Origin of the sequence: Paraburkholderia sp. NMBU_R16 (genome assembly GCF_013282575.1) — a bacterium.
In the GTDB taxonomy this organism is placed as follows: Bacteria; Pseudomonadota; Gammaproteobacteria; order Burkholderiales; family Burkholderiaceae; genus Trinickia.
Genome location: NZ_JAAAYE010000004.1, coordinates 1 through 19381, shown reverse-complemented (window position 1 = coordinate 19381; position 19381 = coordinate 1). Strand labels below are relative to the sequence as shown.

The 19381-nt window shown below is 62.6% G+C and carries 17 protein-coding genes and 3 pseudogenes; 10 read left to right on the top strand and 10 right to left on the bottom strand.

The genetic code is table 11. The annotated features are described in order from the left end of the window. Positions 1–11: 11 nt before the first annotated feature. Entirely contained in the window at positions 12–1655 is a 1644-nt protein-coding gene (locus GWC77_RS02825; protein ID WP_173255351.1) for an alkaline phosphatase family protein, read from the top strand. Positions 1656–1792: 137 nt separating this feature from the next. Beyond that, positions 1793–2479 (top strand): HAD family phosphatase, encoded by a 687-nt coding sequence (locus GWC77_RS02820; RefSeq protein WP_173255350.1) that lies wholly within the window; start codon positions 1793–1795, stop codon positions 2477–2479. 27 nt (positions 2480–2506) lie between these two features. Here the strand turns inward: GWC77_RS02820 and GWC77_RS02815 are convergent, their stop codons facing one another. Next, a complete protein-coding gene (locus tag GWC77_RS02815; protein ID WP_173255349.1) occupies positions 2507–3097 on the bottom strand; it encodes a hypothetical protein in 591 nt (196 codons plus the stop codon). 280 nt (positions 3098–3377) lie between these two features. On the opposite strand from GWC77_RS02815, the gene GWC77_RS02810 reads away from it, so the two are divergent. Next, on the top strand, positions 3378–4358 hold the full coding sequence (locus GWC77_RS02810) for a hypothetical protein (protein ID WP_367948987.1): 981 nt from the start codon (positions 3378–3380) through the stop codon (positions 4356–4358). Positions 4359–4426: 68 nt separating this feature from the next. On the opposite strand, the gene GWC77_RS02805 is transcribed toward GWC77_RS02810, so the two are convergent. Next, positions 4427–4573 carry a hypothetical protein gene (locus GWC77_RS02805; RefSeq protein ID WP_173255347.1) on the bottom strand — a complete coding sequence of 49 codons (147 nt, stop codon included), beginning with the start codon at positions 4571–4573 and terminating at the stop codon, positions 4427–4429. A gap of 109 nt (positions 4574–4682) precedes the next feature. Here GWC77_RS02805 and GWC77_RS02800 point away from each other — a divergent pair, with 109 nt between their 5' ends. Further along, positions 4683–5234: an antibiotic biosynthesis monooxygenase gene (locus tag GWC77_RS02800; protein ID WP_173255346.1), complete on the top strand. Its 552-nt coding sequence runs from the start codon at positions 4683–4685 to the stop codon at positions 5232–5234. A 29-nt stretch (positions 5235–5263) separates the two neighbouring features. Here the strand turns inward: GWC77_RS02800 and pobA are convergent, their stop codons facing one another. The 3 genes and pseudogenes from pobA to GWC77_RS02785 all read right to left on the bottom strand — a co-directional run bounded on the left by pobA (position 5264) and on the right by GWC77_RS02785 (position 7974). Then, positions 5264–6448, bottom strand: a complete 1185-nt coding sequence (pobA, locus tag GWC77_RS02795; protein WP_173255345.1) for a 4-hydroxybenzoate 3-monooxygenase — start codon at positions 6446–6448, stop codon at positions 5264–5266. Between the two features lie 152 nt (positions 6449–6600). Beyond that, positions 6601–6720, bottom strand: a pseudogene (locus tag GWC77_RS02790) (LysR family transcriptional regulator); the annotation flags it as partial. Between the two features lie 66 nt (positions 6721–6786). After that, on the bottom strand, positions 6787–7974 hold the full coding sequence (locus GWC77_RS02785) for an acyl-CoA dehydrogenase (protein WP_173255344.1): 1188 nt from the start codon (positions 7972–7974) through the stop codon (positions 6787–6789). A gap of 128 nt (positions 7975–8102) precedes the next feature. Between GWC77_RS02785 and GWC77_RS02780 the strand changes: the two genes are divergently transcribed. The 5 genes from GWC77_RS02780 to GWC77_RS02760 all read left to right on the top strand — a co-directional run bounded on the left by GWC77_RS02780 (position 8103) and on the right by GWC77_RS02760 (position 14033). Beyond that, complete coding sequence (locus GWC77_RS02780) at positions 8103–9017, top strand: LysR family transcriptional regulator (protein ID WP_173255343.1); 915 nt, start codon at positions 8103–8105, stop codon at positions 9015–9017. 592 nt (positions 9018–9609) lie between these two features. Further along, positions 9610–10497 carry a LysR family transcriptional regulator gene (locus tag GWC77_RS02775; RefSeq protein WP_173255342.1) on the top strand — a complete coding sequence of 296 codons (888 nt, stop codon included), beginning with the start codon at positions 9610–9612 and terminating at the stop codon, positions 10495–10497. 142 nt (positions 10498–10639) lie between these two features. Further along, a complete protein-coding gene (locus GWC77_RS02770; RefSeq protein ID WP_173255341.1) occupies positions 10640–11656 on the top strand; it encodes a succinylglutamate desuccinylase/aspartoacylase family protein in 1017 nt (338 codons plus the stop codon). A gap of 63 nt (positions 11657–11719) precedes the next feature. Beyond that, positions 11720–13090 (top strand): MFS transporter, encoded by a 1371-nt coding sequence (locus GWC77_RS02765; RefSeq protein ID WP_173255340.1) that lies wholly within the window; start codon positions 11720–11722, stop codon positions 13088–13090. Between the two features lie 34 nt (positions 13091–13124). Beyond that, the gene (locus GWC77_RS02760; RefSeq protein ID WP_173255339.1) at positions 13125–14033 is read left to right on the top strand and encodes an MBL fold metallo-hydrolase; all 909 of its coding nucleotides are present in this window, start codon (positions 13125–13127) and stop codon (positions 14031–14033) included. Between the two features lie 75 nt (positions 14034–14108). On the opposite strand, the gene GWC77_RS02755 is transcribed toward GWC77_RS02760, so the two are convergent. Both GWC77_RS02755 and GWC77_RS02750 read right to left on the bottom strand, forming a co-directional pair. Next, the gene (locus tag GWC77_RS02755; RefSeq protein ID WP_173255338.1) at positions 14109–16952 is read right to left on the bottom strand and encodes an AMP-binding protein; all 2844 of its coding nucleotides are present in this window, start codon (positions 16950–16952) and stop codon (positions 14109–14111) included. 110 nt (positions 16953–17062) lie between these two features. Beyond that, positions 17063–17578: a flavodoxin gene (locus GWC77_RS02750; RefSeq protein WP_173255337.1), complete on the bottom strand. Its 516-nt coding sequence runs from the start codon at positions 17576–17578 to the stop codon at positions 17063–17065. Here GWC77_RS02750 and GWC77_RS02745 point away from each other — a divergent pair. Continuing rightward, positions 17562–17933, top strand: a complete 372-nt coding sequence (locus tag GWC77_RS02745; RefSeq protein ID WP_173255336.1) for a cytochrome P450 — start codon at positions 17562–17564, stop codon at positions 17931–17933. The two genes, GWC77_RS02750 and GWC77_RS02745, sit on opposite strands and share 17 nt — an antisense overlap. Positions 17934–17963: 30 nt before the next feature. On the opposite strand, the pseudogene GWC77_RS30235 reads toward GWC77_RS02745, so the two are convergent. The 3 genes and pseudogenes from GWC77_RS30235 to GWC77_RS02735 form a co-directional block, all read right to left on the bottom strand. Further along, positions 17964–18062 (bottom strand): annotated as a pseudogene (locus GWC77_RS30235) (copper resistance protein CopD); the annotation flags it as partial. Between the two features lie 29 nt (positions 18063–18091). Continuing rightward, positions 18092–18856 (bottom strand): annotated as a pseudogene (locus GWC77_RS02740) (DUF3734 domain-containing protein); the annotation flags it as partial. Positions 18857–19014: 158 nt separating this feature from the next. Continuing rightward, complete coding sequence (locus tag GWC77_RS02735) at positions 19015–19326, bottom strand: hypothetical protein (RefSeq protein ID WP_173255335.1); 312 nt, start codon at positions 19324–19326, stop codon at positions 19015–19017. Between the last annotated feature and the right edge of the window lie 55 nt (positions 19327–19381).

The following is a 19381-nucleotide window of genomic DNA, read 5'->3' as shown; positions in this document are numbered from 1 at the left end:
ACGAGGTAGACATGAATCGACGCAAGGCAATGCTCCACGCGGGCACGGCGCTCGCCATCGGGCTGATGGCACTCGCAGGCGCGGCAACAGCCGCTGCCGCCCATGAAATCCACGATGTAAAGCGCGTGCTCCTCCTCAGCATCGACGGGCTGCACGAGCAAGACCTCGCTCGCTGCATGGCTGGCAACACCTGCCCAAATCTCGCCGTGCTGTCTCACTCCGGCGTCACCTATACCGAGGCGCGCACGCCGGGCCTGTCCGATTCATTCCCCGGTCTCGCCGCGCTCGTCACGGGCGGCTCGCCGAAATCCGCTGGCCTCTTTTACGACGTCTCCTATGACCGCACGCTTTTCGCACCCACCGACACCACATGCTCGGGCAAGCGCGGCTGGAACGTCGTGTTCGACGAAACGACCGGCATCGATGCCCAAAACGGCGGCGCGCTGATTCATCTCGACGGCGGTGGCGCGTTCAATCCGCAAGCGATCCCCCACGCGCTGATCGACGGGGTGTGCAGCCCCGTCTATCCGCACAACTACATCAAGACGAATACGGTATTCGAAGTCATCAAGGAGCACATGCGCGATGCGCATACGGCCTGGGCCGATAAGCACGCGTGGGGCTACGACTGGCTCAACGGACCGTCGGGCCACGGCGTGGACGATCTCGCCCGCACCGAAATCAACTCGATCGATCCGGCGACGCAGACCGACTATACGGACGTCTACACGCACACGGAGAAATTCGACAACTACCACGTGCAAGCGATCCTCAATCAGATCGATGGCAAGGACTCCACGGGCACGAAAAACGCGCCGGTACCGACGCTGTTCGGCGCGAACTTCCAGACCTTGAGCGTGGCGCAAAAATCGCCGGTCGCCAAGGGCGGCGGCTACCTCGACGCGAGCTTCACCCCGGGCCCGAACGTGGCCAATGCGATCGCCTATGCAGACGATGCGATCGGCCGCATCGTCGCGGAACTGAAGCAGCGCAACCTGTACTCCACGACCGTCATCATCGTGACGGCCAAACATGGCCAATCGCCGACCGATCACACGAAGCTCGTGAAAAACGGCGACACGCTCACACAACTGCTCGAAGCCAACAACTACCTTGATCCGAACGGCCACTTCGGCCAGAACGCGACGCAATCGGGCAACCTCAACGACGGCACCGGGCTTGCCGGCACGGGCATGGTGCAAACGGACGACGTCGGCCTCATCTGGCTGCGGGATCAAAGCCAGCGCGACGCCGTCATCGCGACGCTCGAGGCCAATCTCGGCTGCAATGCGCCGGGCATCTGCGCCGATGGTCCGGGAGCCTATCTGCTCTATGGCCCGCAACTCGTCGCGCGCTTCGGCAATCCGGCGCAAGGCCGTACGCCCGATATCGTCGTGCAGCCCAATCCTGGCGTGATCTATACGTCGAGCAAGAAAAAGGACGAGGAACATGGCGGCAATGCGCCTGACGACAGCCACCTAGGGCTGCTCGTGTCGTTCCCGGGCATTCGCCATGCACGCACGATCGCCAAGCCCGTCCTCACCACGCAAGTCGCGCCGACGATCCTGCGCGCACTCGACCTGAAGCCCGAGTGGCTGCACTCGGTAGCCGAGGAAGGGACGCACGCACTGCCGGGACTCGCGATCGAGGACTGAGGCGCCTCGTCTGCGCCGCATCCGGGGAGGGAGCGGCGAGGACGTTCCCGCGCGCGATACAATGCCATCCGGTTTGCGGCCCGAAGCGCATCGACGTAAGGGCCGCGTTCGAACACTATCTGGATGATTCGCGCACGATGTCCGCCCTTCCCTTCGACGCCGTGATCTTCGATTGCGACGGCGTCCTCGTCGATTCCGAGCCCATTACGAACCGCGTGCTTGCCGAAATGCTCGGCGAGCTCGGCTGGAATATCAGCACTCAGGAGACGATGCGGCACTTCGTCGGCAAAACGGTGAGGGACGAAGCCGCCCTCATCGAATCGCACACCGGCTTTCGCCTCACGGCGCAGTGGCTCGAGCAGTTCCGCGCGCGGCGCAATGCGGCGCTCGAAGCCGAACTCCTCGGCGTGACGGGCGCACCCCTGGCGGTCAAGGCGCTACACGAAGCGCTTGGCGGTGTCATCGCCGTCGCATCCGGTGCCGATCGGCACAAGGTCGAAATGCAGCTCGCGAAGGTCGGTATCTTCGAGTATTTCGAAGGACGCATCTTCAGCGGTCAGGAAATGCCCCGGAACAAGCCGCATCCCGATGTCTATCTCGCGGCGGCAGGCGGCCTCGAGGTCAATCCTGCGCGCTGCGCGATCGTCGAAGATACGGTCACGGGTGCGACCGCGGGGCTGGCCGCCGGAGCGACCGTGTTCGGCTACTGCCCCGACGCCGCGGGGCACAGCCATGCCGAGGCGATGCGATCCACGGGCGTCGCGGCGATCTTTCACGATATGGCCGAACTGCCGGCCGTGCTCGCTCGCTGGCGTGCCGCCTAGCATTCAGGGGGCGATTGCCCCGAAGCGTCACCGGGTGGGCGGTTTGCCTCTTTCGTCGGTTCCATCGCGCAACGGCGGCGTGGGATAAGGAAGGCCTCCCGCTTGCGCCCATAGCTCTTTAAGGCGCGGGAGGTCGCGCTTTGCAACGTCAAACACGAATTCGGCCTTCGTCTCGCGCTTCATCACGCGGACCAGATCGATGGTCTTCTGAAGCAGCGCATCCACGACATCCGTGTCGCCGAGGCCGAGAGAGATCGTGATCTCGCAGTCTTGCGTCAAGGCAGCGAGCAATTGCTCGCGCTCGGGTAACGCTTGCTCTCCGATCAGAATCTGGATGCCGCCGCCGTAGACGCGCGAGCTCAGCTCCTCGATCTCCTCGAGCTGTCTCAAGATGTATCGGGCGGTGGCGGGCTCCAACGCGGCTGCCGAATCGCGCCGTGTCTGCCCGGGCTCGTACGACGCAGGTGCGGGCGATGGCGAGGGCGATCCCGACTTTCCGAGGGCACCGCGGACGCGATCGCGCAGGCCATCGAGCACCGAGGGAGCCCGATGCCGGCCCCGGCCCGAGCCGGCGGTGGGTTTCGGCTGTCCGGTCGACGGATCGGGTTCGGGACCCATGGAGCCGGATCTCCCAAGCGGCGGCACTGTCATGATGTGAGTCGCGAAAAGTGGCAAATGCCGCCATCTTCCCATCGCTGCGTCCGATACAAGCGCGGGCGCGCGAAGGACCGACCGGATGAGCGCATGAATTTTCGGCGTTCGTGCGTTCGGTGCCCTACATAGGGATTGGTCAACGATAAGTAGGCTGTTGCGAAGCGGCGAAGTGCGTTCGCCTTGTCCACCCAACCGGCCACTTGCTTTGACGCCTTTCAAATCGCACCGCATCGATTGGCGAGCCGTGTGCGCAGGCACGCTCGCGGCCTTGGCCGCTCTGCAGTGCGCAAGCCTGGCGCATGCCGAGGACGGCACACCGAACGCGTCGGGCGCGCAGCTATCGCCGCAGCGCACGATCGACGGCTACGCCGTGTTCGGCAACGGCCGCGCGACCGAAGGCGGCGACATGCATTGGCGCGCCTATGAAATCGGCTTCGGCGAAATCCTCAACGACTACCTCTCCGTCTATTTCGCCTATCTGAACGAGGGGCATCCGACGAATCATCATCGCGATGGCTTTGCGGCGTTGGGTTCGTTTCGCTGGCCCGTCAGCGATCGCGTGGCGTTCGAGTTGTCCGCGGGGCCTTATTTCAGCATGGATACCACGCATGTCGCGAACGAACCACGCAACGAAAAGCGCTTGGGCCTGCGCGCCTCGGCCGCAGTGCGGTTCTATGTCGTGCCGAACCGCTTTTTTCTGAAGCTGCAATACAACCATATCCAGATGGTCAACGGATTCAACTCCGATATGGTGCTCTTCGGCATCGGCTCCGATCTTCGCGGCGACCCCGCACCGGCACTCTCCGACGGCAAGACACAGGTCAGCATCTGGGCTGGCACATCGCAGACGAACCATCCTCAAGTGCCGATGGAAAAGGGCTACATGGTCGAGCTCAAGCGCCCTCTCGGCAATGCTTGGGCGTATTCCGCGAGCTTCGTCTACGAAGGCAATAACGGCACGGCCGGCCGGCGCGGCGTGGCGGCACAACTCTGGTACGTCGCGCCGATCCAGAGCAAATGGGCCTTATCGGCCGGCGTAGGGCCGTACCTGTCGCGCGACCGCGACGAGCCTTCGAATCGAATGCGGCTCAACGCCTTGTTCAGCGCGCAAGTAAGCTACCAGGTCACGAGCAATTGGGCGGCGAGCGTGCGCTTTAACCGCGTCGCGACGGGCAACGACAAGGACCAGGACATGTTCATGGTCGGGCTCGCGCGGAACTTCTAGCGGCGTCACGTTCTACGCGGCGATGGTTCTTTCTCCGGCAGTGGCGCCGAAAGGCCACCACTGAACGATCATCCCTGCCGGCCAAGTGCCCGCTCGATGCAGCGGATGATCTCATCGGCTTCGAACGGCTTGTTGAGGAAGCCCGCGATACCCATCGCCTGCGCGCGCGCCTCGTAGCCTTCCTGCGTGAATGCCGTCATCAGAATGACGGGCACGTGCCGCTGGCACCAAGGCCGTGGCGGCTCATACCATGGTGCTATTGGGCCACCTCCGCCGGTGTGGTCTGATGACCAGGTCGCCCCCTTCTCGAACGAGATCAACGTCATGGCAATCGAGTCCGAAGAAATCGTCACGAGCATCATTTCTCATGAAGTAAAGCCCGCGGCCATGCCGCAGTACGAACAATGGCTGGTCGAGATCCGGAAGGCTTGCACGCAGTTCGAAGGCTATTTGTCGACCGACGTGATCCGGCCGTTCGGCAAAGAGCATACGTATGTGGTCATCATCCGCTTCGCCGGCTTCGATAACCTGACGCGCTGGATGGAGTCGGGCGAGCGGCGCGCCTTCATGCGGCAAATGGAGCCGTTTCTCACGAAAGGCGACCGGTATCAGATCAAGACGGGTCTCGAGTTCTGGTTTGCGCCGTCCGACGGCAAAAAGGCGACGCCCTGGAAGCAGTTTCTCGTCACCTGGTCGGCTATTTTTCCACTGAGCTTGATCGTGACCGCGCTGCTCGGGCCCGCGCTGGACCTACTTTCGTTTCCGGGCGCAACGATCGTTGCACGGTTGGCGAATACCGCGCTCCTTGTGGTGCTGATGGTCTATGTGGTCATGCCGCGCTATACGAAGCTCGTTTCACACTGGTTGTTTCGATAGATGCTGGAGCCCATGGGCAAGAGGTCAACCTATTCGATCGCTTCATGAGGCAGCCCTACATAGTTCTCGGCGATCGTCCTCAGCCCTGCCTCCGAACTCGTGTAGTACTCGTAGTCGACGCGCTGCATCTGCTTGTCGAAACCGTCGCGGTCCGGAAACTCGTGGAGCAGGTTCGTCATGAACCACGAAAAGCGCACGGCTTTCCAAACACGGCGTAGTGCGATCGACGAGTATTTCTCGAGCCAATCGGTGCGCCCGCTCTCATAAACCCCACGAAGAATCCGGTACAGCGTGCCGACATCGCTCGCGGCAAGATTGAGCCCCTTCGCACCCGTCGGTGGGACGATGTGCGCGGCATCCCCGACGAGAAAGAGCCGGCCATATTGCATCGGCTCGACCACATAACTGCGCAGCGGCGCCACGCTCTTTTCGAGCGAATCGCCTGTCACGAGCGTCTCCGCCAGATCGCGCGGCAAGCGCGCCTGGAGCTCGGCCCAGAAACGCTCGTCCGTCCAATCCTCGGCTTTCTCGGTCAGCGACACTTGCAGATAATAGCGGCTGCGCGTCATCGAGCGCTGGCTGCACAGTGCAAAGCCGCGCGCATGGTGGGCGTAGATCAGTTCATGGCTCACGGGCGGCGTATCCGATAGCAGTCCAAGCCATCCGAACGGAAAGATGCGCTCGTACTGCGTGAGGCGATCCGCAGGTATCGCCTTGCGCGATACCCCGTGAAAGCCGTCGCAGCCGGCGATGAATTCACATTCGAGCGTCATCGTCTCGCCATCCTTCTCGAACGTGACACGAGGCGTGTTGCCCTCGATCCCGTGCAACTGAACGTTGCGGGCTTCATAGATGGTCGTGCCGCCACTGACCTCGCGTGCCACCATCAAATCGCGCGTGACTTCGGTCTGGCCGTAGACGAGCACGGTGGCGCCGCCCGTCAACGCCTTCAAATCGATGCGGTCGCGCCGGCCGCCGAAGGCGAGCTCGATGCCTTCATGCACGAGTCCTTCCGCATCCATGCGCGCGCCGACGCCAGCCTCGCGCATGAGATCCGCCGTGCCCTGCTCGAGCACGCCCGCCCGGATTCGCCCGAGCACGTAGCCGCCCGTCTGCCGCTCGAGCACCACGTTGTCGATGCCTGCTCGTTGCAGCAATTGGCCTAGCAGCAGACCCGACGGTCCGGCGCCGATGATCGCGACTCGGGTTTTCATCACGGTGTCTCCTTTGAAGATGTCTCGTCGTTTGCTTGTATTTTTCGACGTTCATCGCCAATAGAGAAGGCACATTTGTGCAATAGAACAGGATTTTTAGAAGATCGCCGGCTAGCGCCTGTAGCGCGGACGCCGCCGCGTGAACCGCAAGGTCAACTCGCGTGCGCGCCCACCGCGCGCTCGAGATCGAGCGCAATGAAATCGACGAACGCACGAATGCGATTCGACATCTGCTGGCGCTGGGAATAGAAAGCGAAGATGTCGGCGTTCGGCGGTCTCGTGATCGTGTACATCGGCATCAGCGCGGCGAAAGCACCGCTTTGGTCGTCGACATCCGCTCAGAAGGCCGCGATGCCGGTAATCGCGCGCCCGAGAATGAGCGCATGGATGTCGTGCGTGCCCTCATAGGTGTTGACGACCTCGAGGTTCACGAGGTGACGGGCAACGCCGAACTCGTCGCTGATGCCGTTTCCGCCCAGCATGTCGCGCGCGTGGCGCGCGATTTCGAGCGCCTTGCCGCAGGAATTGCGTTTCATGATCGACGTGATTTCGACGGCGGCAGTGCCCTCGTCTTTCATCCGGCCGAGACGCAGGCAACCTTGGAGGCCGAGCGCGATCTCCGTTTGCATATCCGCAAGCTTCTTCTGAATCAATTGATTCGCCGCAAGGGGCTTGCCGAACTGATTGCGATCGAGCACATACTGTCGCGCCCGGTGCCAGCAGTCCTCGGCAGCGCCGAGCGCACCCCACGCAATGCCGTAGCGCGCGCTGTTCAGGCAAGTGAACGGCCCTTTCAACCCGCGCACGTCCGCAAACGCATTCTCTTCCGGGCAAAAAACCTCGTCCATGACGATCTCGCCCGTGATCGACGCTCGCAACCCGACCTTCCCATGGATCGCGGGTGCGGATAGCCCTTTCCAGCCTTTCTCGAGTACGAAGCCGCGAATCGCGCCCTCGTCGTCCTTCGCCCAGACAACGAAGACATCGGCGATTGGGCTGTTCGTGATCCACATCTTGCTGCCGCTCAGGCGATAGCCGCCATCGACGCGCTTCGCCCGCGTGGTCATACCGCCCGGATCGGAGCCGTGATTGGGCTCGGTCAATCCGAAACATCCGATCCATTCTCCTCGCGCGAGCTTCGGCAGATACTTCTGCTTGACCGCATCGCCGCCGAACTCATGGATGGGGACCATGACGAGCGAGGACTGCACGCTCATCATCGACCGATAGCCCGAATCCACACGTTCTACCTCGCGCGCCACGAGCCCGTAGCAAACGTAGTTCAGACCGGCGCCACCGTATTCCTCGGGAATGGTCACGCCGAGCAGGCCGAGCTCGCCCATTTCGCGGAAGATCTCGATGTCGGTCTGCTCACGGCGAAAGGCCTCGAGCACGCGCGGCGCCAGCCGTTCCTGGCAGTAAGCGCGTGCCGACTCTTGCACCAACCGCTCTTCGTCCGCCAACTGACGATCGAGCAGCAATGGATCGTCCCATTTGAAGCTGACTGACTTGTGCTGTGCTTGCATTTCAAACTCGCGACATTTGAGAGGTGCATGCAACTTTATTCAGGAACGTACGCCGCTACAAACGATTTGTTCGCACCGATCTGTGCAAAAATCTCACTCGTTGATGGCCACAACGGAGTTCAGCCTTCATGCGTAGGAAAATTCCCTCCACGGGGGCGCTCTGCGCCTTCGAGTCGGCCGCTCGCCATCAGAGCTTCACCAAAGCTGCGGACGAGCTGGCCGTAACGCAAAGCGCGATATGCCGCCAGATCGGTACCTTGGAAGCATTCCTCGGCATCAAGCTGTTTCGCAGAAGCCGTCGCGGCGTGGCGCTGACGGAAGCGGGACGGGCGTACAGCCGAAAAGTCGTCGCGCGTCTCGACGATTTCGAACGCGACACGCTCGAACTCATGGCGAAAGGCGGGCAAGGCGCGACACTCGAGCTGGCGGTAGTCCCGACGTTCGCCACGAAATGGCTCCTGCCGCGCTTGCCGAAGTTTTACGAAGTGCATCCCGATATTACGGTGAATCTCACTTCGCAGACGCGGCCTTTTCTATTCGAAGGGACCGAGTTCGATGCCGCCATCCACGCGGGGCCCGGCATTTGGCCCGGAACCGATGGCCTGCGGCTCATGGGGGAAAGCCTCATTGCCGTGTGCAGCCCGGCGCTCCTTGCGCCTCGCAAGTCGGTCAGCCGTGGGGACTGGGCGCGCTACCCGCTACTCCAATCGAGTACGCGGCCATACGCCTGGCGAGAGTGGTTCGCTTCTCGCGGCATGGAAGTCGAAGGCGATATGGCGGGGCCGAGGCTCGAGCTCTTTTCGATGCTTGCCGAGGCGGCGAAACAAGGTATGGGCATCGCGCTCATGCCTCGGCTGCTCGTGGAGGACGAGTTGAAACGCGGCGCGCTCGTTCAGGTCTCATCGCACGAACATGCGAGCAGCCGCTCGTACTATCTGATATTTCCCGAGGAAAAAGCGGAAAACGTGGCGCTCAGCCAGTTCCGCGATTGGATCGCGGCGCAGGCCCGCGAAGCCGCCGGCTCGGCCGCCGCACCCGCCTAGGACGAGTGCAGCGGACTCGCCCCGAGCCCGCATCTGCGATTCCGTAGGAATTAAGGGAGAATATGCGTGCGCTTCGTGGGCCGCAAAGGACAATCGCCATGAACTCGACCACCCTCTCTTTCCTTGGGGCGTTGGCTTGCATCGGCGTGACGCTGTCGGCGTGCGGCGCGACGCCTCCCGCTCCCGCGAGCTCGCTTCGCACTTCCGCTCAATCAACCGACGCTCGACCGATAACCATCGTATCCGGCACATACGGGCAAAACTGCGGCACGCCACACGGCAACGCCACACGCGAGCTTTCGCGCCAATGCGACGGCCGCCGAACCTGCAGCTACGTCCTTCCCCCCGCTACCCGCACCGCCAAGCCTGCTTGCCACCGCGACTTCCACGCGGAATGGCGGTGCGGCGACACCGAATTCCACACGGCGCGCCTCAGCGCCGGAGCCCGATCCGGCGATGTCTTGGTCCTTAGCTGCGAGAAAGAAAACGGCGCAGGTAAATAACGGCACGTGGCTTCGCCGGCTGTTCACAGCGATCGCCCGACGTCCGCGATGATTTACCATTAGGCTCCCGCGTTCATGGCGCTCCCACCATGAAACTCCGGCATCTCCGCTATTTCATCGCCGTCGCCGAGTTGCTCAGCGTCCGTGCTGCGTCTGAGCAATTGCACGTGACGCAGCCTGCGATATCGCGGCAAATCCAGGACCTCGAAGAAGCCATCGGGGCGGTGTTGTTCGAACGCACGCCACGCGGGCTCGTGCTCACCGCCGCGGGCGAGGCCTACTTGGGCGAAGCGCGCGAGATTCTGGCCCGTGTGGACGCCGCCAACCGCCTCGCCCGCGAGATCGCGTCCGGCTTGCAGGGGCACTTGCGCGTCGGCTTCGTCGAAAACGCAGCATGGGGCGGCATCGTCTCGCGTGCGTTGCGCGAATTCGAACAGGCTGTGCCGCATGTCAGGCTCGAACTGCTACCGATGAACACACCGGAGCAACTCGAATCGATTGCCGCCGGGCGGCTCAACGGTGGCTTCTGCTATCGCGTGGGCGTGCTGCCCGAGGGAATCGCGAGCGTGCCGTTGCTCGAACAGAATGTCGTGCTGGCCGTCCCCGAAGCGTGGCCGCTCGGCAAAGACGGGCCGGTGGCAACGGCGGCGCTTAGCGATAAACCATTCATCGCGTTTCCGCGTCGCGTGTATCCGGCGTACTACGACCGATTGCTCGGCGCCTGTGCCGAGCGCGGTCTCACGCTCGACATCCGTCAGGAAGCCAGTACTGAAACGGCGATCCTGTCGCTCGTGACGGCGGGCGTGGGAGCGGCGATCGTGAACGCCGCGAATCGCGATCGGCCACCGGCGCGTGTGCGTTTCGTCGATCTGCAGGACCTTTCGGTACCGTTGCCCCTCGAATTCTGCTTCGTCGCAAACGGAGCGAACCCGGCACTGGAGCGTTTCGTCGATCAATTGCGGAAAGCGGCGTCCTGACGCGCCGCGTCGATTGGGCAAGGCATTGACGGCGATGCTCTGGAGGCATCGCCCGCTGCAGAAAACGGCATTGGGCATGCGGCTTTGCGTCGGCGATAGTAAAGGCATCCGGGGCGCCGCCCCGATGCCTACGGATCGCACCATGTCCAATCTTGCATCGCTTATCGCCACTGACGTCGATTTCGAGCGCACGGGTTTTCAGACCGGCACGCTCAGGCTTCCCTGGTCGCACGATCGTTCGGGCTACGGCCACGTTCCCATCCCGGTTGCCGTGCTGAACGCCGGAGCGGGCACCGGTCCCACCGTCCTGCTGACGGGCGGCAACCACGGCGATGAATACGAGGGCCCCGTCGCGCTGATGAAGCTGTTGCAGCGACTTCCCTCGATGACCATACGCGGCCGTCTCATCGTCATTCCGGCCTTGAATTTTCCGGCTTTCATCAACGGCACGCGCACGTCACCGATCGACCGCGGCAATCTGAACCGGCTTTTTCCGGGTGCACGCAACGGGCAGCCGACCGAGATGATCGCGCACTACGTCGAAACCGAGCTGCTTCCGCGCGCCGATATCGTGATGGACTTCCACGCCGGAGGGGCGTCGTTCGACCACATTCCTACGCTTCTTGCGTCGCCACCGGGCGGGGGCGAACGTCGCGAGCTTTACTTCGAGCTGATCCGCGCGTTCGGTGTGCCGAATACGATGATCATGGATTTGCTCGGCGAAGATCGGACGTTCGCGGCGGCGGCCGAACGCCATGGAAAGCTGTTTCTTTGCGGTGAATTTGGCGGCCACGCGGGCTGCGACGCGGCCAACCTGGCTATCGTCGAAAGCGGGCTGCACCGCGCACTGTACCGACTTGGCGTCGTGCCGGAAGATCATCCGTCGCCTGCTGGACAAACGCGCTTTCTGCGCGTGGATGGTGCGCAGCACTATGTGTATTCGCCGCTTCCCGGCGTGTTCGAACCTGCCTTCGCGCTCGGCGAACGCGTTCGGGAAGGACAGATCGCGGGCCGGCTGTTCGATCCGCACCGGCCGTGGCAAGCGCCGCAGGAGATTCGGTTTCGTGCCGACGCGACGGTGGTTTGCATGCGCACATTTGCGCGCGTGGAACCCGGCGATTGCATCGCTTTACTGGCGGCGGATGCCGCCATCGATTGAGCGCCGAACAAGCATAACAATGGCGGTGCCCCTATTCCCCGACTCATCATGCGGAGACAATGTATGAGCGCTCATCCTCCTTTGGCTCAGCCGGCAGCGGACACTGCCCGGCCTGCGTTCAGCGACGTGCGTCCCGCCTACGTCGTGGCGCTGTTTTTCGTCTGCTTCGCGTTCTCATATCTGGATCGCCAAGTCGTCAGCATTCTCGTGCAGCCGATCAAACAGTCGCTCGCGCTCAGCGATACGGAAATTGGCCTGCTGCAAGGCCTTTCGTTCACGATGTGCTATGCGACGGCTGGCGTTTTCGTTGCACGGCTGGTCGATCGAGCGAATCGCGTCAAGCTGATTGCCGCTTGCATTGCAATCTGGGCGATCTCGACAATGGCGTGCGGCTTCGCCTCGAACTTCCCGGAACTGCTGGCTGGCCGGGCCGGCACTGCGATTGCAGAGGCGGGATTGAGTCCAGCGGCGCTATCGATCTTCAGCGACATCTTTGCGCCGCGCCGCGTGGCGCGCGCTAGCAGCGTATTCATGCTCGGGCCGTATGTGGGAGGCGGCATCGCACTCTTCGGCGGCGGCATGCTGCTATCGGCGGCACACGGTTCAGGCGGCTCATGGCTCGCGGCGCATGGCGTGCAACCGTGGCAAGCCGTGTTCGTTGTCGTCGGATTGCCCGGGCTCGCATTGGCTGCGCTGGTGGCATTCACGGTTCGCGAACCGGCCCGGCTCGAGAGGCTCGTGTATGCGAAAGAGGCCAGAGACGCCATGCCCTCCCTGCGCGATGTCTTGATCGAACTATTCGCGCGCAATCGCTTCTGCCTGCCTTATTTCGCGGCATACGTGGCGCTCATTACATTGTTCTATTCGCACGCCGCGTGGTTTCCCACCTTGCTGATGCGGCATTTCCATCTTGCACCGAAGACGGTTGGTCAACTGGCCGCGCCCGCATACATGATCGGCGGCACGCTCGGCGTTGCGTGCGCCGGCGCGCTGGCGTCACGCGTCACGGACGAAAGCGCGTTGCGCAAGGTGTTGGGCTTTTCCGCCGCCGCTGTTGCCGCGCTCGTGCCGGCGGCGATCGCCATGCCGCTCGTGAGTAACAGCACGGTAGCGGTCGTGCTCTATGGTGTCTGCGCGTTTACTGCGAGCATTGCGATGGGATTGGCGCCGGTACCGTTGCAGATCGCCGTGCCCAACCGCATGCGCGGCCGCTCGCTGGCATTACTGGTATTCATGACGAATGCGATCAGCGGCGGCGTGGGGCCGCTGGCGGTCGGTGCGCTGAACGAGCATCTTGGGCACGCTGGCGACAGCCTCGGCGTAGCGCTGGCCTTGACGGGCGGCTTGTCGGCGCTGATCGGCGCAGCACTTTATGCCGTGGCCATGCGGCGTGTGCGCGCTGTCGAGGCTTGCCCTACACTCGTTGAAGAATGAACGGCTTCGCAATCGAGGATAAGCGAGAGTTGCCATGAACGATACTTCCATTGCCTTTCGCGTGGGTGAGGCAACCATCACCCGCGTCGACGAAACAGTCTTCGCGCTGGCTCCCGAAGTCCTGTTCCCTGACTGGGACGCCGAAGGCGAACGCGTAGTCGGGACGCACTTCTCGGCAGCGAGCGCCGACCTTGCGAATCGACGGATATCGTTGAAAACGCATTTGTGGGTCGTCGAACTGCATGGTACGACTGTCGTCGTCGATACGGGGATCGGTAACGGGAAGGCTCGGCCATTCAGCGCGCTTTTCGACAGACTCGACCACCCGGTGCTCGAGCGTTTCGAAGCGGCAGGCTTCCGACGCGAGCAAGTGGACTATGTGCTCCTTACGCACTTGCATGTCGATCACGTCGGATGGAACACGCACTGGCAAAACAACCGGTGGGCGCCAGTGTTTCCGCACGCGAGCTATGTGTTCAGCCGGCGCGAGTACGAATACTTCCAGACACCAGCCGGCGAACCGCGCCGCATGGTGTTCGAGGACAGTGTGTTGCCCATCATCGAAGCGCGGCAGGCCCGCATGGTAGAGGACGTCGAAGAGGATCTCGTAGAAGGTATTCGCTTTCTTCCGACACCGGGTCACAGCATCGGGCACATGGCGATCGAGATTCGCTCGCAAGGGCGCACCGCGCTCTTCTCCGGTGACGTCATGCATAGCCCGCTCCAAGTCTATCGTCCTCAGTGGAATTCGACATTCTGCCTGGATCAGCCGTTGGCGAGAGCCTCACGGCAATGGCTGCTCGATCATGCGATGAAAACAGAGGCGATCGTTTTTCCTGCGCATTTTCCGGAGACATCGGCGGGTACGGTGCACGAGGGGCGGCATGGCTTCGAATGGCGGTATTTGTCCAGGCCGATGCCAAACGCGTCTTTCACCGGTTAGTTTTCATCGGCGCTAGACCATTGATTTTTTTGATCGGCATCCTGGTCGACGATGCGATCGTCGTCGTCCAGGCAGTCAAACGACACCGCGCCTCGTGGGAATCTCCAGTGGCGAAATGTCGTTCAGGACCCGTTCCCCGCAATATGCGGCTATCGCGTCGCGGGCGGCGTCGCGCAAGCCTGCCGCGGCCGTCATGTCCTCGCCGCGTGGCGTCAACGCCGCAAGCACGGTGACTATCACATTTGCTCGGGTTGGCAACCATCGTCCGTCGGGCAGCACGAAGCGCGTTCCCTCGATTGCGACAGGTATGATCGCGTGGTGCGAAGCGCAGGCAGTGACAAACGCGCCTAGCCGAAATTGCCGCAGCCCCGCCGCTTTCACAAACGTTGCTTCAGGAAAAAAGAGTAGCGATGTCCCTGCCATTGCGCTTTCCATCAGATGGCGCTCGTCTTCGGTCATGCGCCGATAGTCGACGCGTTCGACGAAACGCACGCCAATGGCGCGAAGAAAGCGGCCGATCAACGGTGCATTGGCGAGCTCTCGCTTTGCGACCACGCCAACCGGAATGGGAAGGGCGGCGAGCAACACGAGCCCGTCCAGATAGCTCGCGTGATTGGCAACGAAGATGGCTGGCCCGCCCAGGTTGGCGAGATCGACACCGCGCAGGGTCACGCGAATGCCCGCAAGGCGCAAAGCCAGCCGTGCCGAGCGCGACGCAATCTTCCAATTTCGTTTCATGTCTGGATGCCATGCGATCATCAACCACGCAGGTACGGCTATCAAGCTGACGACGGACCAGCACCAGGCACCGTAACCGAAGCGCCTGCCGGCCGTTGCAAGCCTTCGGCCAATCGGCAATACGGCGTTCAGTGCGATGTCGAGCCGCTGACGCCACGCCGGGCGCGGCAAAAGATTTCCGCGGCTGCGCAGATACAGCTCCAGTGTGGCCGCGTGGCGGATCTTTCCGCTGGACGTCTTCAGAATGCTGTGCGGTGCAACGAGCGCCACCTCTCCCGGCGGGGCACCCAGTAGCGCCACAGCGGCTTCGTTGATGCCCGTGCGTATCGCGGCGAGTGTGGCCGGTGCGCTCTCGCGCGTCTCTGCGATGACGACCAGCCTGTCGGTACCTGTCTCAATGTCGGGCGCTCCGCATACCGCGACGCAACCGGCTCGAATGCCAGGCAGGTGGCCGACGGCCTCCTCGAGTTCGTATGGGAAATAGTGACGCCCGGCACGAATCAGCAGGTCCTTCACCCGACCGGTGATAAACAGTTCTTCGCCGGCCATGTACCCCAGATCGCCCGTGTCGAGCCAACCGTCTCGAATCAGCCTGGCAGTCAGCTCAGGGTTGCGGAAGTACCCACGCGTCGCGGACGGACTGCGGAATTCAATCCTGCCGACCACCCTTTCGGTGACCTCATCGCCGGCAGGATCGACGATACGGATCTGGTTACCGGGCAGCGCGCGCCCACAGGAAACGAGTTCGAGCGCGTCGTCACGAGTCTCCGCCTGCACCGCATGTTGCGTCTGAGCCAGTCCGGTCCGGCTGATACAGTCCGTCCGCATCCCTCGACCCGGCTCCGAAAACGCCAGTCCAAGCGTGTTTTCCGCGAGTCCGTAGACCGGTGTCAGGGCGGACGGCCTGAGGCCCCGGCTGGCAAAGCGTGCAGCGAACGCACGCATGGTAGACGCACTGACAGGCTCCGAGCCACAGAAGGCAAGGCGCAATGTGGACAGATCCACGCCTTCGAGATCGGCATCCTCGATCCTGCGCGCGCAACGCTCATAGGCAAAGTTGGGCGCTGCCGTGACGGTGGCATGGTAGTCGCTGATCATCCGCAGCCAGCGCACTGGACGTGCGAGGAACATCAGCGGGGACATGAGAACGAGTGGAACCCCGAAATAGAGCGGGCCGAACCATGCACCGATCAAACCCATATCGTGGTACAGAGGTAGCCAACTGGCGACTGTGTCATGTTCCTCGATCAGCGCGGTCTGTCCCATCGCTCGAATATTGGCGAGCAGATTCGCGTGCGTGAGCACGACGCCTTTTGGCGTGCCCGTGCTGCCGGACGTGTACTGGAGCAGGGCGATGTCGTCCGCGCGCGGGACATACCGCTCGGTATCCGTCTCGCCCATGAGTTGAGGCGCGGCGACGATCTCGCGTAGCGTCGGTATCCGCGCCTTCGCCAGAAGGCCGCCTAGAAGCGTCTGTGACGGCACAATCATGACGCGTGCGCGCGCGTCAGAAAGAATTGCCGCGTGCCTCGCCAGGTGATCGTCGACCCGTGCCGATTGCGCCGGCGGATACACCGGCACGACGATGGCACCGACTAGCAGTATGCCGACAAAGCAGGCGAAATAGTCGCGGCCGGTCGGCAGCATCAGCGCGACCGTATCGCCAGGATTGATGCCGAGCCGGCGTAACCCCCGCGATACCCGCAGCGCCGACTCGTGCAGCACCGCGTACGTCATCGTACCTGATGGACCTGCCTCGTCGAGAAATACGATGTGACAGCAGTCGGGCCGTCGGGCCACGTGCCACTGCAACGCCTCGACCAACGTGCCTACCCGGGTCGGCGGGTCCAGCGCACCGCCCCGCACGCCGAGTTCGAGGGCACCGACGGGGGACCGGGATTGCCCGGATGTTTCTCCTTCGAGGGTAAGCAGCAAGTCGCGTGGCGTCTCCGCCTGTCCGAACGATTCGAGCGGAAAGCGTACGGCGAGCGTCTTCTCGATGCGGGTCAGCAATTCCGCGCGCGCAACGCTGTCCAGGCCAAGATCACGTTCGAAGTGGCTGTCAAGCGTGGCGGCAGGCAGCTTGTGCCCGCGGGGGCTCATCTCTGCCGCAAAGGCATCGACCGCCTCGAGCAGCCGCTGAATGTCGGTCGATGAGCGGGGCTCCGCGTCGTCGTTCATATCACGTCATGGTCTTACGCAACGTCATTTACCTTGAGCGCATCGCATAGCAGGCAGCGCAGCCAAAAGGCAGAGCGGCGACCTGCCATCGATACCTGTCGGTTTCGTCGCTAAGCGACGGGCTTCGCCATATCAACGGTATCGATCGCGCCTTGGATCCGCCGCGCGAACGCCTTCATGAGCTCGCGATCATCATCGCGGGAGATGTCGCGCGAAGTAATTGCGCAGGTCGCGACCGGGGTCTTGACGCATAGCTTTCGCATCTCGTCAAAAGTGGTCTCGCTGCCCCGCCCGCCCATGCTGCAGAAGAATGCAACATGTTTCAGAGTGTCTCCGCTCTGTCGCAACCATGTACCGATCGGCGTCGACGGGCGGCCGGCCCACACGGGCGTGCCGATAGCGACCAAGTCATACGATGCCACGTCGTGCTTTGTCGGCAACAAGGTTGCCGGCCGACGCTTCAGCGCGTCCCGCAAGGACCGCAAATATCCGAGCGGACCGGCGCGTCGCGCCCCGTCGTCCCGTTCGCAGAGCCGTTCGCAGTCTGCGCCAAGTGCCGCCGCAAGAACTCCGGCCAGCTGTTCGGTATTGCCGCTTCGCGTAAAGTAAATGATCAGAATTTTCACTTTGCGCTCCCCGGCTACGCTAGGGCGTCGCGTCGCTGAAAACCACGCGATCCATGGCTGCAAGCTCGAGCGGGGCCAACTCGTCATCGCGCTGATCGGCGCGGCCAACCGCGACTCAGCCCGCTATCTGGAACCCGATCGGCTGGATGTGGAGCGTCGCGAGGGCGCCAATCTGTCTTTTGGGCACGGGCCGCATGTCTGCATCGGCGCGGCGTTGACAATGATGGAAGCGGAAATTGCATTTCGCGCCATACTGGCACGATGGCCGCGGATCGCACTGGTTGACGAGCGGCCCAACTGGAACGGCAATCCCGTTTACCGCGGTTTGACGAAATTGCTCGTTCGCAAAAGCTGAACGACACGCCGCCGGCATACGTTCGTCAACTCACGTCGTACCGGGCAAAGGACTAGAAACCAACACCGCAGCCACCTTCGACACGCCCGCGAGCACCACGGATTCGACGTGAAGGATCGCGCCGAAGCGCGCGAAGCAATGCCGTGTAGTCGGGCTCGTCAGTTTTCATCGGCGCTGTAGACCGTCAATCCTTCGACTGGATCCATCGGTGCATCCCATGGGCGCGCGGCAATGGCCCGCATTGCTGCTTCATAGCCCGCGCGCTGTCGGGAAGCGATGCCGGCTGGGGTGAAATCGATGTCCTTTAACTGGTCGTCCCCATCCAGGCGAGGCGCAGCAAGTTTGATCATTCGCATGGTGGTATGGCACCCCCAGGCGGCAAGCTCCTGGACTTCGGACGAGCCGCGCTCGGCTTCCGGCAGACGCTTGACCAGTTCGCGGATCACATGGCGCAGACGGTGTATCTGCTGCTGACGCGCGATGTGACTATCGGTGCGACTCGCGTACTGGATGTCCTTTTGCCGTTCCGATATCTGCCATATGCTTTCCGGCTCAGGACCGATCGGGTTCCATACCTGCACCGAGAAGATGACCGAACTCTTGCGGGGCTTGTCATCCAGCACCACCTCGACCGGGGTGTTGGAATAGACGCCGCCGTCCCAATACGGTTCTCCGTCGATCCGCACTGCTGGGAACGCGGGCGGCAGCGCGCCCGAGCTCATGATGTGCGCGGCGTTCAGCCGTTGATCGCGCGAATCGAAGTAGCGCATCGCACCCGTGCAGGCGTGAACTGCACCCACGGTCAATCGCGGATGTCCGGCGTTCAGCAGATCGAAGTCGACCAGCGAAGAAAGCGTTTCGCGCAACGGCTCGATCAGGTAATACGATGCTCGATCGACACCGAGCCTGGCAAGCGGCCCGAGTGTGGCGCGACAATCTGGATGAGAGACGCGCGACAAACAAGATGAGAATGTCGCGGCGAGGTTGATGATGCCGATGTTGATTGACGCTGACAAGCGTTTGTTGATTGACGCGCGGCGCATGTTGCATGCCGCGCGTCAATCACGATGAGAACAACGCGTCAGTCGGTGAGGTCGATGCCATAACGCGCGACGATGGCTTTGAGCACGCGCTTTACGCTCTCGCCCTTGATCTCGATGAGCGTCGTCGAAGTGTGGCTGGCTTCCAGTGCAGCCAGTCCGTCACTGAGAAGGGCCAGTAACGTAACGCGTGACGCCAAGGCTTCCTCACCAATGGCGTCAATCACGGCCCGTTTGCGCCGCAAACGGTACGCACGTTGCCGTTGCGCTCCAGTGAGCGCGCTAGGCGTCGCCATCGAACTGTCGGATGCGTCGTCACGCGTTACGCCCGTGGGCTGCGAATTGCTCGTCATTGCGGATCCTCCTGTTTCGGCGGCACGCCGACGTTCTTTGGTGTCGCTCTACTGG